The organism is Pseudomonas sp. LS1212 (assembly GCF_024741815.1).
Classification (GTDB): Bacteria; Pseudomonadota; Gammaproteobacteria; order Pseudomonadales; family Pseudomonadaceae; genus Aquipseudomonas.
The window spans coordinates 2,525,554-2,538,759 of record NZ_CP102951.1; the positions used below are offsets into that span (position 1 = coordinate 2,525,554).

Below are 13,206 nucleotides of genomic sequence, written 5' to 3' on the forward strand. Positions count from 1 at the left end.
TACCACATTGAGCCTCATCCCGCCCTGGCGGGATGGCCTATCTGCGCGCATGTTCAAGAGGCGCGCAGTGGATCATCACAGGAATCGTGAACATGAACTCCAAGTGTTATCGCACAGGTTGGCCCATCATGGCTGCCCTGGCGGCAAGTGTGCTGGCATTGCCGAGCCAGGCTGGCGCCTTGACGCTCGACGAAGCGTTACGACTGGCTGAAGACAATGCGCCGTCGCTGACCGCCCAGGCAGCCAAACTGAAAGCTGCCAGCAGCGCCGCCATTCCCGCCGGCGAACTACCCGATCCGAAATTACTGCTGGGTGTGCAGAACTATCCCATTGGCGGTCCCGATCGCTGGAGCATTGACCAGGACTTCATGACCATGCAGATGGTCGGGGTCATGCAAGAAGTGCCCAGCCGCGACAAACGCAAGGCACGTATCGAGGTCGCCGAGGCGGCCGTCGACCGCGCTGCGGCTGAAGGCCGCGTGGAGCGACTGAATGTCCGTCAGGCCACCGCATTGGCCTGGATCAGCAGCTATTCGGTCGAACGTAAAGAGGCACTGTTCCAGGACTTCTATCGGGAAAACCGGCTGCTGGCCGATACCGTCCGGGCGCAGATCGCCGGCGGCCGTGCCCAGCCTGCCGATGCAGTCACGCCGAAACAGGAAGCCGCTCAGTTGGCGGAGCAACAGGACGAACTGATTCGTCTGCGTGCGCAAGCCCGAGCCGCGCTCAAACGCTGGATTGGTCCGGCTGCCAATGATCAGCCAACCGGCAGCTTGCCGCCGTGGCCCATCGATACTTCGGGTTATATCCATAAGCTCCGACATCATCCGGAGCTGGCGGCTTTCGCCCCTATGACTCGTGAAGCGCAGGCCAAAGTGCGTGAAGCCGAGGCGGAAAAGCAGTCCGACTGGAGCTGGGAACTCGATTACCAGCGCCGCGGGCGGGAATTTGGCGACATGGTGAGCGTGCAATTCACCTTCGACCTGCCACTGTTCCCCGGCTCCCGACAAAATCCGAAGATCGCCGCCAAACACGCCGAACTCAATCAATTGGAGGCCGAGCGCGAAGCCCAGGTACGCGAGCATACCGAGCAACTGGAGGAGAGTCTGGCCGATTACGAGCGCCTGAACCGCGCCGTACAACGCAGCCAGGACAGCCTGTTACCCCTGGCCAAGGAAAAGGTCGGGCTGAGCATGGCCAGCTACCGCGCCGGCAAAGGCGACTTGGCAGCCGTCATCGCTGCTCGACGTGAACTCATAGAGGCCCGCCTCAAACAAATTGACTTCGAAGAACAGCGAGCGCTGACTAGTGCGCGCCTGTACTTCACTTACGGGGAAACCAGCCAATGAGCACTCGAATCTGGAAAGGGGCTTTGTTGGCAAGCTTCTCGGTTGCCTTGGGGGTTGCCGGCGGGTACTGGTTCGCTCAGCAGCGCATGAGCGCAATGCCTGGTGCCGCCACCGAACAGAGTCCCAGGACGCAAGACGAACGCAAGGCACTGTATTGGTACGATCCAATGTACCCGCAGCAGAAGTTCGATAAACCGGGTAAATCGCCCTTCATGGACATGCAACTGGTGCCGCAATACGTGGACGCCTCGACGAACAGCGCAGCCGTCAGCATCGACCCAAGTCTGACCCAGAACCTCGGCCTGCGCCTGGCGACAGTCAGTCGGGGAGTTCTCGCTTCCAGCCTGGACGTGGTGGGTGTGCTGGCGTTCAACGAGCGGGATGTCGCGGTAGTTCAGGCGCGTACCGCTGGCTTTGTGGAGCGGGTCTATGCCCATGCTCCAGGTGATGTACTCAAAGCCAACGCGGCATTGGCGGACATACTGGTACCGGAATGGGCCGCTGCCCAGGAAGAGTTTCTTGCACTCAAACGCAATGGCGATGCTGACCTGCTGGCGGCGGCACGCCAACGGCTGCGCCTCACCGGGATGCCGGCGGCGCTGATTACTCAGGTAGAGCGCAGCGGCAAGGTCCAGCCGAACCTGACCCTCACCAGTCCCATTGGTGGTGTGCTGCAAGAGTTGGAGGTACGCGAGGGAATGACGGTGGCCGCCGGCGAGACCCTGGCACGCGTCAATGGTTTGAGTAGTGTCTGGCTGGCCGTGTCCGTTCCAGAGTCGGAGGCTGGAACGATCGTCGTCGGTCAAACGGTAGAAGCACGCCTGCCAGCCTTCCCAGGGACTGTGCTCAACGGCACGGTTAGCGCGATTCTTCCGGAAACCAATCCGGACAGTCGCACCATTCGTGTACGCGTCGAACTACCCAACCCTGACGGGCGCCTCAGACCCGGATTGACGGCACAGGTGCGCCTGAGTCGCTCGACCGGGCAAAGCGTGTTGTGGGTACCGAGCGAGGCTGTTGTTCGCACCGGCCGACGCGCCTTGGTGATGCTTGCCGAAGACGCCGGTCGCTACCGGCCAGTAGAGGTTCAACTTGGGCAGGAAAGCGAAGGCAAGACGGTGGTGTTGAAAGGTCTGGAGGAAGGCCAGCAGGTGGTTTCCTCCGGACAGTTCCTGCTCGACTCCGAGGCCAGCCTCAAGGGAATCGTCGCGAGAACGCTGGAAATACCACCACCTCCCTCCACAGCTGCAGCCTTTCATGAGACCGATGGGCAGGTTATCGAAATCGACAGCAAAGAGGTAACCCTCGCCCATGGGCCGTTCAAGACGCTGGGCATGCCTGGCATGACCATGACCTTCCCATTGGCTGACCCGGCGCTCATGCAAGGACTCAAGGCGGGCGACAAGGTTCGTGTATCAGTCAGTCAAACCGACGATGGTTTGCGAGTAGAGCGCCTGGAAAAATCAGGGGGCCAGCCATGATCGCTGCCCTTATCCGCTGGTCAGTGGCCAACCGCTTCCTGGTGCTGCTGGCGACGCTGTTCGTCACCGCCTGGGGTGTCTGGTCGGTGCAGAGCACCCCCATCGATGCACTGCCGGACCTCTCCGATGTTCAGGTGATCATCCGCACGCCTTATCCCGGACAAGCACCGCAGATCGTTGAAAACCAGGTGACCTATCCGTTGACCACCACCATGCTCTCGGTACCGGGGGCAAAGACCGTGCGTGGCTACTCCTTCTTCGGCGACAGCTTCGTTTACGTGCTGTTTGAAGACGGTACTGACGTGTACTGGGCTCGCTCGCGGGTGCTGGAATACCTGAGCCAGATACAAAGTCGCCTGCCAGCCACCGCCAAACCGGCGTTGGGGCCAGATGCCACGGGGGTAGGCTGGATATATCAGTACGCGCTGGTGGATCGCAGTGGCGGCCACGACCTGGCGCAACTGCGCGCCCTGCAGGACTGGTTCCTCAAGTTCGAACTCAAGACCCTGGCGAACGTTGCCGAGGTGGCCACCGTGGGCGGCATGGTCAAGCAGTACCAAGTGCAGCTCGACCCACTCAAACTGGCGAGCCTGGGCATTACCCAGGCCGAGGTTGTCGAGGCCATCGGCAAGGCCAATCAGGAAACCGGTGGTGCGGTGCTGGAGATGGCCGAGGCCGAGTACATGGTGCGCGCCTCCGGTTACCTGAAGACCCTCAATGACTTTCGCGCGATTCCACTCAAGCTCGGTGTCGGTGGCGTACCGGTAAGCCTGGGCGATGTGGCGACTATCCAGTTGGGCCCGGAAATGCGTCGCGGCATCACCGAACTCGACGGCGAAGGCGAGACGGTCGGCGGCGTGGTGATTCTGCGCAGTGGCAAGAACGCTCGCGAAACCATTGCAGCGGTCAAGACCAAGCTCGACGAGTTGAAAAGAAGCCTGCCTGCCGGGGTTGAAATCGTCACTACCTACGACCGCAGCAAGCTGATTGACCGCGCCGTGGAAAATCTCAGCCACAAACTGCTTGAGGAGTTCATCGTCGTCGCCTTGGTCTGCGGGCTATTTCTCTGGCATCTGCGCTCATCGCTGGTGGCCATTATCTCCCTGCCGATTGGGGTGCTCATTGCTTTCATCGTCATGCGCCACCAAGGGATCAATGCCAACATCATGTCCCTCGGCGGGATCGCTATTGCCATCGGTGCCATGGTCGACGCCGCGGTGGTCATGATCGAAAACGCCCACAAAAAGGTCGAGGCGTGGCACGCGGCCCATCCTGGGGAAGAACTGGAGGGCGAACACCACTGGCATGTGATGACCGAAGCGGCCGCCGAGGTTGGGCCGGCGTTGTTCTTCTGCCTGTTGATCATCACTCTATCGTTCATTCCGGTGTTCACCCTGGAGGCCCAGGAGGGCCGCCTGTTCGGCCCGTTGGCCTTCACCAAAACCTATGCCATGGCTGCGGCGGCCGGTCTGTCGGTGACCTTGGTGCCGGTGTTGATGGGCTATTGGATTCGCGGACGGATTCCCAAAGAAGAACAGAACCCGTTGAACCGCTGGCTGATCAGGCTCTATCAACCAGCCCTGGACGCGGTGCTGCATCGGCCCAAAGTCACCCTGCTGATCGCGCTACTGGTTTTTCTCAGCACGTTATGGCCGATCGCTCGCTTGGGTGGCGAGTTCCTGCCACCGCTGGACGAGGGCGACCTGCTCTACATGCCCTCGGCCCTGCCGGGGTTGTCAGCGCAGAAGGCAGCGCAGCTGTTGCAGCAGACCGACCGCCTGATCAAGACGGTGCCCGAAGTCGAGCATGTCTTTGGTAAAGCTGGCCGCGCTGAAACCGCCACCGACCCGGCACCGCTAGAGATGTTCGAGACCACCATCCAGTTCAAGCCGCGTGAGCAATGGCGCCCCGGCCTGACTCAGGAGAAGCTGGTAGAGGAATTGGATCGGGTGGTACGTGTCCCAGGATTGACCAACATCTGGATACCGCCGATCCGCAACCGTATCGACATGCTCGCCACTGGGATCAAGAGCCCGATCGGGGTGAAGATCGCCGGCGCCAACTTGACGGATATCGATGCGGCCACTCAGGCCGTCGAGCGCGTGGCCAAGGACGTGCCCGGGGTCAGTTCGGCCCTGGCTGAGCGCCTGACCGGCGGACGTTATATCGACGTGGATATCGACCGTAAGGCCGCTGCCCGCTACGGGCTGAATATCGCCGATGTGCAATCAATCGTCGCCGGGGCTATCGGCGGTGAAAATGTTGGAGAGACGATTGAAGGGCTCGCGCGCTTCCCGATCAACGTGCGTTATCCCCGTGAGTGGCGTGACTCGCTCGGCACTCTGGAGCAATTGCCGATCTTCACCCCGCAGGGGAGTCAGATCACTCTCGGCACGGTGGCGAAGGTCAAGGTCAGCGACGGCCCGCCGATGTTCAAGAGCGAGAACGCACGACCTTCCGGCTGGGTGTACATCGATGTGCGTGGCCGGGATATTGCTTCGGTGGTTGCCGACCTGCGCCGGGTCGTCAGTGAGCAGGTCAAATTGCAGCCAGGAATGAGCCTGAGCTACTCAGGGCAGTTCGAATTTCTTGAACGAGCCAACGCGCGGCTCAAGCTGGTGGTGCCGGCCACGCTGCTGATCATCTTCGTGCTGCTCTACCTGACATTCGCCCGTTTCGACGAGGCCTTGCTGATCATGGCAACCCTGCCGTTCGCGCTGACTGGCGGGGCGTGGTTCCTCTATCTGCTCGGGTTCAACCTGTCTGTAGCTACGGGCGTCGGGTTTATCGCCTTGGCAGGTGTGTCTGCCGAATTTGGCGTGATCATGCTGCTCTATCTGAAGAACGCCTGGGCCGAACATGAAGACGCCGGTGACAGTACCGAGCGTGGTCTGGTTGCAGCGATTCGCGAAGGCGCGGTGCAGCGCGTTCGACCCAAGGCCATGACAGTGGCGGTCATCATCGCCGGCCTGTTGCCGATTTTCTGGGGAAGCGGAACCGGCAGCGAAGTGATGAGCCGCATCGCCGCGCCCATGGTCGGCGGCATGATCACTGCACCCTTACTCTCCCTGTTCGTCATTCCGGCAGCCTACCGCCTGATGCGCCGCCGGCGCCTCGCGTAGCAGGCACGCGCCGCCGGCCCGACCGGGTGGCGGCGAGTGAGGGGGGGGACTGGATCACGCGTTCACGATCATCTCGAAACCGCCGAAGATCATCCGCTGACCATCGAAGGGCATCGGGTTGACGTCCGGTTGGAGCCGGGGATCGGCCATGACCTTGGCCATCCCCGCATCGCGCATTTGACGGTTGGGCCAGAGTATCCAGGAAAACACCACCGTCTCGTCTTCCTTCCGTTTTACCGCCATCGGGAACGAGGTCAGTTTGCCGTCGGGCACATCATCCCCCCAGCACTCGACAACGCTCAATGCCCCATACTCCTTGAAAATGGCCGCAGCGGATTCGGCATGGCGCTTGAACGCCTCGCGGTTGGCGGTAGGTACGGCAGCAACTAAGCCATCAACATAAGACATGATCAATCTCCTGCCTGGATTGCGTGGATAGGCGCAATCGACCTCGCGCCGATCGCGTCTGCGATCCCGGGTCGATCTGCTTATAAGTCGATCCGGCGGGCGTCAATTCGACAGGCCTGCCGGTGAAGATCTTCACGCGCCGACCGACGGTCATTCCCGACCCTTGCAGTCGATACCAGGCTGGTGTCAGGTGCAGCAGCCATTGCCCACCCGGCAGAAACAGGACGCGCTGATCCCTTCATCGGCCCGGGCCATCGCCAGGTCGAGACGGGGTTGCACTGCCGCCAGTTCCGCGTGCTTGCCAAGGCGCTGCAGGCACTCCACATAGCCGTGCAGGCTCCATACATTGTCCGGGTGCTGTGACGCCCGACTGAGGGAGTTATCCAGCCCCAGATCGGCCCGATAGACCTGTGCCGCTTCTTCTGCCCGGCCTTGCTCCAGGAGCAGCGCGCCCAGCGCATGCCGGGCCGGTTGCATCCATCCCCACGGCTCGTCGTAGGGCAGGTTGTCGTCCAGTTCCAGTGCCTGGTGCAGGTACGCAAAGGCGCTGTCGTGGTTGCCCTTGCGATACTCGATTTCCCCCCGCAGCATCTGGGCGGCAATGGCCAGGATATCGGTGCAGGTATTGTTGAAGATGTACCGTGTCGGTGGCACTCGGGGTAATGCTTCAAGGAAGCGTTGTTGCTCGGCTTCTGCGGCGGCTATCTGCGCCAATGCCGCGTGCGCCACCCCTTTGCCGTAATGGAGTACCGCCGTCGTCATGCTGTACAGCTGCGGGTCGTCGGGCAGGGGCTCGGCAAGAATTTCCCGCCACTTGCCGAACCGTATCAGCACGTGCACCTTCATCGACACGAAGCCTTCCAGCCAATCGGCCATGGGCGGCTGCGTCACGCGCAGCAGTTCTTCGGGAATCGTCGCGGCAAGTTCATTGGCGGCGTCCAGGGCCGGGCGGTACTGGCCGAGAAACATCGCCGAATAGAGCTTGAAGTGATAGTTGTGGCTTCTGTAGAGCGTGTAGAAATGCAGCGGCCCTTCACGTTCCAGGTACTTGCGGTCGGCCAGGATCGCCTGGCCGTTGGTCACCATCCCTGCATGGTAATGGCCGCAGAGTACGTCGATATGCGACGCCATATGGCGCAAATGCCCTGCATCGGGCACCAGATCGCGCAGCACATCGCAAGCCCGCAACGCCCGTTCCGGGTGGGGCGACATCTCCATGGTATGGATATACATGTGCAGCACGCCCGGGTGTGGTTGCTCCCCGTGCTGTTCCATTCGCCGCAGCGCCTGCTCGAGAACGGCCACTGCCTCGAGCGTATCGGCGCCCGCTGCCGGAGCTCCGCTCTTGAGGTCCCATAACTGCCAGGGCGTGCGGTTGATCAGCGCCTCGGCAAACAGCGCGCTGACATCAGGATCGTCGGGAAAGGCGGCGTAGACATCGCGCATGGCCGCCGCATAGGCATCGTTCCAGGTGCAGAGCTCTTCAGGCCCTGCCGTGTGATCGGATCGGTAACGCTGCTCCAGCGCCCGGATCAGCGCCTGTTCCACTGGCGTCGCGCCGTCGACGCGTGCCAGCGCGGCTTCCGTCGCCCGGCGGGCCTCGGCCACGGCCTGGGTCAGTTCCGGCTGGGTAAAGGCGTCCCAGCGCTTGTTGTAGTTCGAGCCCGAGGCATGCGCGATGCCCCAATAAGCCATCGCGCATCGGCTGTCGAGTTCGGCAGCCTTGTGGAAACACCGTACGGATTCTTCATGGTTGTAGCCGTAGCACCACAACAGCCCACGATCGAACCAGACTTGCGCCTGATCGGAGCTCGTTGTGACCGGACGGCGGTAGGTACCCAAATCGTAATAGTCACGCATCGACTTGTCCTCGCTGGGTCGTCACTGCATGCCACACAGACCTCCATGAATTTACGTCAATGATTTCGTGGGTGAGCGCCAGCCTGATAAATGGCACTATATGCAGCTCTCGAGCAGTAGAACCGACGACTGTGCCGTTTAGATCCAGGAGCGCAACCCATTGAGTACGCAGAAAACCGTGACCGTCATTGCGCCAGACTTTTCCTTGCGCGGAAAGGTCACGCCACCGGGTTCCAAATCCATCACCAACCGTGCCTTGCTGCTGGCTGCGCTGGCTTCGGGCACCAGTCGCCTGACCGGTGCACTGAAAAGCGACGACACCCGGCACATGTCCAATGCGCTGCGGCTGATGGGCGTGATCATCGACGAACCCGACGACACCACCTTCGTGGTCACCAGCCAGGGCAGGCTGCAGGTGCCCGGGCAGGCGCTGTTCCTCGGCAATGCCGGGACCGCGATGCGTTTTCTGACGGCGGCGGTGGCGACGGTCGATGGGACGGTGGTCCTCGATGGTGATGACTATATGCGCAAGCGGCCCATCGGCCCGCTGCTGGCGTCCTTGCGTCAGGGTGGCTTGAACGTCGACAGCCCCAATGGCTGCCCACCGGTCACCGTCCAGGGTGCCGGGCAGGTTCAGGCCAGGCGCTTCGAGATCGACGGGGGTTTGTCCAGCCAGTACGTTTCGGCGCTGCTGATGCTGGCTGCCTGCGGTCAGGCGCCCATTGAAGTGGCGCTGACCGGCAAGGACATCGGCGCGCGCGGTTATGTCGACCTGACCCTGGCGTGCATGCGCGCCTTCGGTGCTCGGGTCGAAGCGCTGGACGACAGTACCTGGCGCGTGGCCGCGACCGGTTATACCGCTACCGATTACCTGATCGAGCCGGATGCCTCTGCGGCGACCTACCTCTGGGCGGCGCAGGCCTTGACCGACGGCGCCATCGACCTGGGCGTCGCCGATGCGGACTTCACCCAGCCCGATGCCCGGGCCAATGAGGTGATCGTACAGTTTCCGAACATGCCGGCTGTGATCAACGGTTCGCAGATGCAAGATGCCATCCCGACCCTGGCCGTACTGGCAGCCTTCAACCGGACACCGGTGCGCTTCACCGAACTTGCCAACCTGCGGGTCAAGGAATGTGACCGCGTCCAGGCCCTGTACGACGGTTTGAATGCCATCCGCCCGGGGTTGGCGACTGTCGAGGGTGATGACCTGCTGGTAGCGGCCGACCCGGCGCTGGCCGGGACGTCCTGCAACGCGCTGATCGACACCCACGCCGACCATCGGATTGCCATGTGCTTTGCATTGGCTGGATTGAAAGTCTCGGGTATCCGGATTCAAGATCCCGATTGCGTGGCCAAGACCTATCCGGGTTACTGGCAGGCGCTGGCCTCGCTTGGGGTGCAGATGCAGTTCGAGAACGCGTAGGTCCGAGTGATTCTGGAGGCCCTTCGGGCCTCAGCGCAGCCTGCGGCAGCGGCTACAAAGGTCCGTCGGCGTAGCCGCTGCCGAAGGCTGCGCTGAGGCCCGGAGGGCCTCTCGATTCAGAGGTATCCCTATATCTTCCACCGCCTGGCCGTTCGTGCCAGGCGATGCTGCAAGCGATCGAGGTTCTTCACCAGTTGCCGGGTCAGCAACTGGTAGCCCGCAAGCTCCGTGGGTACGCCGCCCTCGGTTGGCATCTCCAGCAGCGCGGCTTCGGCCTTGCGCTCCAGCCTGTCCGTAGCCCCTGCCTGCAACGCCCGGGCCATGCCGATCAGTTGCCGCGAGATATAGCGGTGCTCGGCACTCAAGCGGCTCTGCAACTGAGTCATGTCTGCCTGGTCCGCCCCTGTAGGGCGGATGTTGGCGAGGATCTCCAGTGTGCTCAGGCACATCCTGAAGTGGCCCTGGATAGCCTCCAGTTCGGTGATGGAGATTTTGACTTCCTTGGACACCGAAGGCATGAGCGAGCGCAGTTGTAGCATGGTGGCGTTCAGTTTCGTCATCAGCTTGAGATGCTCGTCGGCGTTGGCCGACTGCCCACTGATGATGCGCCCGTACACCGTGGCGCAGTCGCGCAAGCCACTGGCCAGGTTGTAGCGCCATGAGTAGACCGCATACAGCGGCAGGGCGAAGGAAAATGCCAGCGCCAGGACAATGCCGATGAGGATGTCCACCGTGCGCCACAGGCCGTCGGTCATCGGGTTGTAGCCATGGCCGGCGACGACGAACAGGGTGATGGCCGAGAGCAGGGCGGTATAGCCGCCCTTGCCGATGGCGTGATAGGCGAAGAAACCGCACGCCAGCGACATGATGCTGTACGTCAACAGCGGTATGCCCAGCCAGGCCTGCTGGGCGACCACCGCCAGGCCGAGCCCGGCACCGATCAAGGTGCCATAGGCCCGCTCGATGGCTTTCTTGCCGATATTGCCGTGGTGTTGCAGGCCGCCAATCACAATCAGCATGGTCACCGAGGCCCATTCACCGTGGGGCAGGTTCAGGCCGGTGGTCAACAGGATCGAGACCAGCAACCCTAGCACCACGCGCGCGGCGTGGATCAAGCGGGCGTGATGGTAGCGTCGGTACGGGTCCAGCAGGGGCCGCAGCAGTCTTCGCAGCCAGGACGGCAGGTGTAAGGAGAGAGCTGTCTTCATCCGTTGAGTGACCCATTGCCAGCAGGATTGGACAGCCATGTAACGCTGAAACGGTCGCTTATCCAAGCACATTTTGCCGGGTATAAACCACCAGCACGATTGCCCCGTGTTCAGATCCTGCACGTGTGCTCTTCATTCAAAGGTCCTTGACCAACCGCAGGGCGTCATAGATTGCCGCATGGGTATTGCGCGCGGCCACGGCATCGCCAATGCGAAACAGCTGGAACGAGCCAGCTGGGTTGGTCACCACTTGCTGAGGATTGCCAACGATCAGGTCCTGCTGCTCGATGACGCCGCCATTGCTGGAGGCGGCCTTGAGTTCGAAATACAACTCGTCCAGCGGCCGGGTGCCGTGGTTGACCAGCACCTGATCGATGCGGCGGGTCTTGCGGGCATTGCCGTAGTCGCTGTCGATGGTCGCCAGCAACGCCTGCCCCTCGCGCTCGACCGCGAGCAGGCGAAAGGTGACCGTGAAGGTAGTGTCCAGGGCCTGCAGCGAGCGCATATAGGGCACCAGGTACATGGCCATGACTTCCGGGGCGAAGCTCCGGTCGGGGGTCATGATTTCCACTTTGGCGCCGCTTTTGGCGATGAACTCGGCCGCCTGCAGACCGGCGTGGTCGCCGGCGTCATCGAACAGCAAGTCCAGCGTCTCGGTGGGTAGGGTCATGGTGTTGTTCCGTTCAATGTCGATACACCACTCCAGGCCGTTGGCATTGGCTCGGCACTCCGAGACTTGCGGTCTGACTCACCCGCTCTCACAGAATATTGTGGCCTGGCTCAGATATCTTGTAGGAGCGGCGGGGGCGCCTAGCCTTGCCCGCGATAGATTCACTGCGGTGATTCAGACAAACCGCGTCGTCTGCATCGCTGGCAAGGCTAGGCGCCCCCGCCGCTCCCACAGAAAGGTCAGGAGAAAACCGCCATGATCCAATGCAAACGCGCCTACGCCCCCGCGTCGACCGATGACGGTCTGCGCATACTGGTGGACCGTCTCTGGCCGCGCAATTGCCGCAAGGACCAACTCCCGCTGCACGCCTGGAATCGCGAGGTGGCGCCCTCGACCGAGCTGCGTCGCGCATTCAAGCAGGGCGAACTGGATTTCGACGCCTTTCGCACGCGCTACCGGCAGGAGCTGGCGGGACGACCCGAACACTGGATGTCGCTGATGGACGCCGCCCGCAAGGGCACCTTGACCCTGATCTACTCGGCCAAGGACACGTTGCACAACAATGCCCAAGTCCTGGCCGAGTGGCTTGAAGACGAACTCGACCGGGAAAACGCGCCAAGCTCGCCCGTGTGCTATGCCAATGAGCCGCATCGACATTGAGACCCGCTTATTGGCTGACCAGTCGCGCCATGAAGCCATGGATGTGCTTGGCGATTTCCACGGGCTGTTCTTCAGCGGCGAAATGTCCGGCATCGATCAAGTGCAATTCGGCATTTGGCAGATCCTTGAGGTAGGCCTCGGCACCGGGCGAGATGAAGGCAGGATCATGCTTGCCCCAGACAATAAGTGTGGGTGGCTGCTGCAACCGCAGAAATTCCTGCCATTGGGGATAGGCCTCTATGTTGCTCCAATAGTCTTGAAATAGCTGGACCTGAATTTTTTGATCATTGGCCGCCTGCAGAAATACCAGATCATGTGTCCAGCTATCTGGGTTCATCAGAAACTCTTTTCCTTTTACATCGCGTAAATATTGCCCATTGATAATGAACTCGCGACTCACGTAGGAATAGAGTTTGGCGACCTGCTCCGGCGAGCGGTCCTCATGCATTTTACGAAAGAATTCCAGTCTCGTTGGCGTCAGCCCCGATAAGTAGGCATTGGCATTTTGAACGATCAAACCCTGTAGGCGTTCAGGTTGGGCGAGCATCAATCGATACCCCACTGGCGCGCCAAAGTCCTGCATATAAAGGGTATAGCGATCAATTTTCAGTTTTTCGACCAGGCCGGCAACATGCTTGGCAAGCAGGTCGAAACTGTAGGTCATCTGATTCGGGTCAGGTCGGTCGCTATAACCAGAGCCCAGGTAGTCCGGGGCAATGACATGAAAGCTGCCAGACAACAAGGGGATCAGCGCACGATAGGTATGGGAAGAGGAAGGGAAACCATGTAACAGCAGAAGGGTCGGTTTTGAGCGATCCCCGGCCTCGCGGTAGAAGATTTTTTGCCCGTCCACATCTTGATATTGGTACGTCGTCCGGGCTGGCCATTCGAGCGTGTTGGCGAAGGCGCCTGAAGAAAACCAGCCGACAAAGAGTGCCAATAAAACAGTTGCGGGTATTCGTCCGAGTGCGTTGTGAATCACTTTCACTTGTTCTCTCCTTGAAAAAAAGTTGTCAGGGCAA

At 61.2% G+C, this 13,206-nt stretch carries 9 protein-coding genes and 1 pseudogene; 5 read left to right on the forward strand and 5 right to left on the reverse strand.

What is annotated here, in order from left to right; translation table 11 throughout:
• Nucleotides 1–92: 92 nt before the first annotated feature.
• The 3 genes from NVV94_RS11960 to NVV94_RS11970 are packed head-to-tail and all read left to right on the forward strand — an operon-like array spanning nt 93 to nt 5,952.
• Complete coding sequence (locus NVV94_RS11960) at nt 93–1,349, forward strand: TolC family protein (RefSeq protein WP_258447338.1); 1,257 nt, start codon at nt 93–95, stop codon at nt 1,347–1,349.
• The gene (locus tag NVV94_RS11965) at nt 1,346–2,830 is read left to right on the forward strand and encodes an efflux RND transporter periplasmic adaptor subunit (RefSeq protein WP_258447339.1); all 1,485 of its coding nucleotides are present in this window, start codon (nt 1,346–1,348) and stop codon (nt 2,828–2,830) included. Before NVV94_RS11960 ends, NVV94_RS11965 begins: the two co-directional genes overlap by 4 nt.
• A complete protein-coding gene (locus tag NVV94_RS11970; protein ID WP_258447340.1) occupies nt 2,827–5,952 on the forward strand; it encodes an efflux RND transporter permease subunit in 3,126 nt (1,041 codons plus the stop codon). Before NVV94_RS11965 ends, NVV94_RS11970 begins: the two co-directional genes overlap by 4 nt.
• Before the next feature lie 54 nt (nt 5,953–6,006).
• Here the strand turns inward: NVV94_RS11970 and NVV94_RS11975 are convergent, their stop codons facing one another.
• Both NVV94_RS11975 and NVV94_RS11980 read right to left on the reverse strand, forming a co-directional pair.
• Nucleotides 6,007–6,360, reverse strand: coding sequence for a DUF1428 domain-containing protein (locus tag NVV94_RS11975; protein ID WP_258447341.1), 354 nt, complete (start codon nt 6,358–6,360; stop codon nt 6,007–6,009).
• A gap of 186 nt (nt 6,361–6,546) precedes the next feature.
• Nucleotides 6,547–8,220: a M48 family metallopeptidase gene (locus NVV94_RS11980; protein WP_258447342.1), complete on the reverse strand. Its 1,674-nt coding sequence runs from the start codon at nt 8,218–8,220 to the stop codon at nt 6,547–6,549.
• Nucleotides 8,221–8,380: 160 nt separating this feature from the next.
• Between NVV94_RS11980 and aroA the strand changes: the two genes are divergently transcribed.
• Nucleotides 8,381–9,646 (forward strand): 3-phosphoshikimate 1-carboxyvinyltransferase, encoded by a 1,266-nt coding sequence (aroA, locus tag NVV94_RS11985; RefSeq protein WP_258447343.1) that lies wholly within the window; start codon nt 8,381–8,383, stop codon nt 9,644–9,646.
• Nucleotides 9,647–9,774: 128 nt separating this feature from the next.
• On the opposite strand, the gene NVV94_RS11990 is transcribed toward aroA, so the two are convergent.
• A complete protein-coding gene (locus tag NVV94_RS11990; protein WP_258447344.1) occupies nt 9,775–10,854 on the reverse strand; it encodes an FUSC family protein in 1,080 nt (359 codons plus the stop codon).
• A gap of 136 nt (nt 10,855–10,990) precedes the next feature.
• A pseudogene (locus NVV94_RS11995) lies at nt 10,991–11,497 on the reverse strand (N-methylproline demethylase); the annotation flags it as partial.
• A 282-nt stretch (nt 11,498–11,779) separates the two neighbouring features.
• Between NVV94_RS11995 and NVV94_RS12000 the strand changes: the two are divergent.
• Nucleotides 11,780–12,184, forward strand: coding sequence for a DUF488 domain-containing protein (locus NVV94_RS12000; RefSeq protein WP_258447345.1), 405 nt, complete (start codon nt 11,780–11,782; stop codon nt 12,182–12,184).
• A gap of 7 nt (nt 12,185–12,191) precedes the next feature.
• Here NVV94_RS12000 and NVV94_RS12005 read toward each other — a convergent pair whose 3' ends face one another.
• Complete coding sequence (locus tag NVV94_RS12005; protein ID WP_258447346.1) at nt 12,192–13,172, reverse strand: alpha/beta fold hydrolase; 981 nt, start codon at nt 13,170–13,172, stop codon at nt 12,192–12,194.
• Nucleotides 13,173–13,206: the final 34 nt, after the last annotated feature.

Excerpts from the sequence above, each read along its gene's own strand:
- NVV94_RS11960 (WP_258447338.1), top strand. The coding sequence starts at position 93 with ATGAACTCCAAGTGTTATCGCACAGGTTGGCCCATCATGGCTGCCCTG.
- NVV94_RS11965 (WP_258447339.1), top strand. The coding sequence starts at position 1,346 with ATGAGCACTCGAATCTGGAAAGGGGCTTTGTTGGCAAGCTTCTCGGTT.
- NVV94_RS11970 (WP_258447340.1), top strand. The coding sequence starts at position 2,827 with ATGATCGCTGCCCTTATCCGCTGGTCAGTGGCCAACCGCTTCCTGGTG.
- NVV94_RS11975 (WP_258447341.1), bottom strand. The coding sequence starts at position 6,360 with ATGTCTTATGTTGATGGCTTAGTTGCTGCCGTACCTACCGCCAACCGC.
- NVV94_RS11980 (WP_258447342.1), bottom strand. The coding sequence starts at position 8,220 with ATGCGTGACTATTACGATTTGGGTACCTACCGCCGTCCGGTCACAACG.
- NVV94_RS11990 (WP_258447344.1), bottom strand. The coding sequence starts at position 10,854 with ATGAAGACAGCTCTCTCCTTACACCTGCCGTCCTGGCTGCGAAGACTG.
- NVV94_RS12000 (WP_258447345.1), top strand. The coding sequence starts at position 11,780 with ATGATCCAATGCAAACGCGCCTACGCCCCCGCGTCGACCGATGACGGT.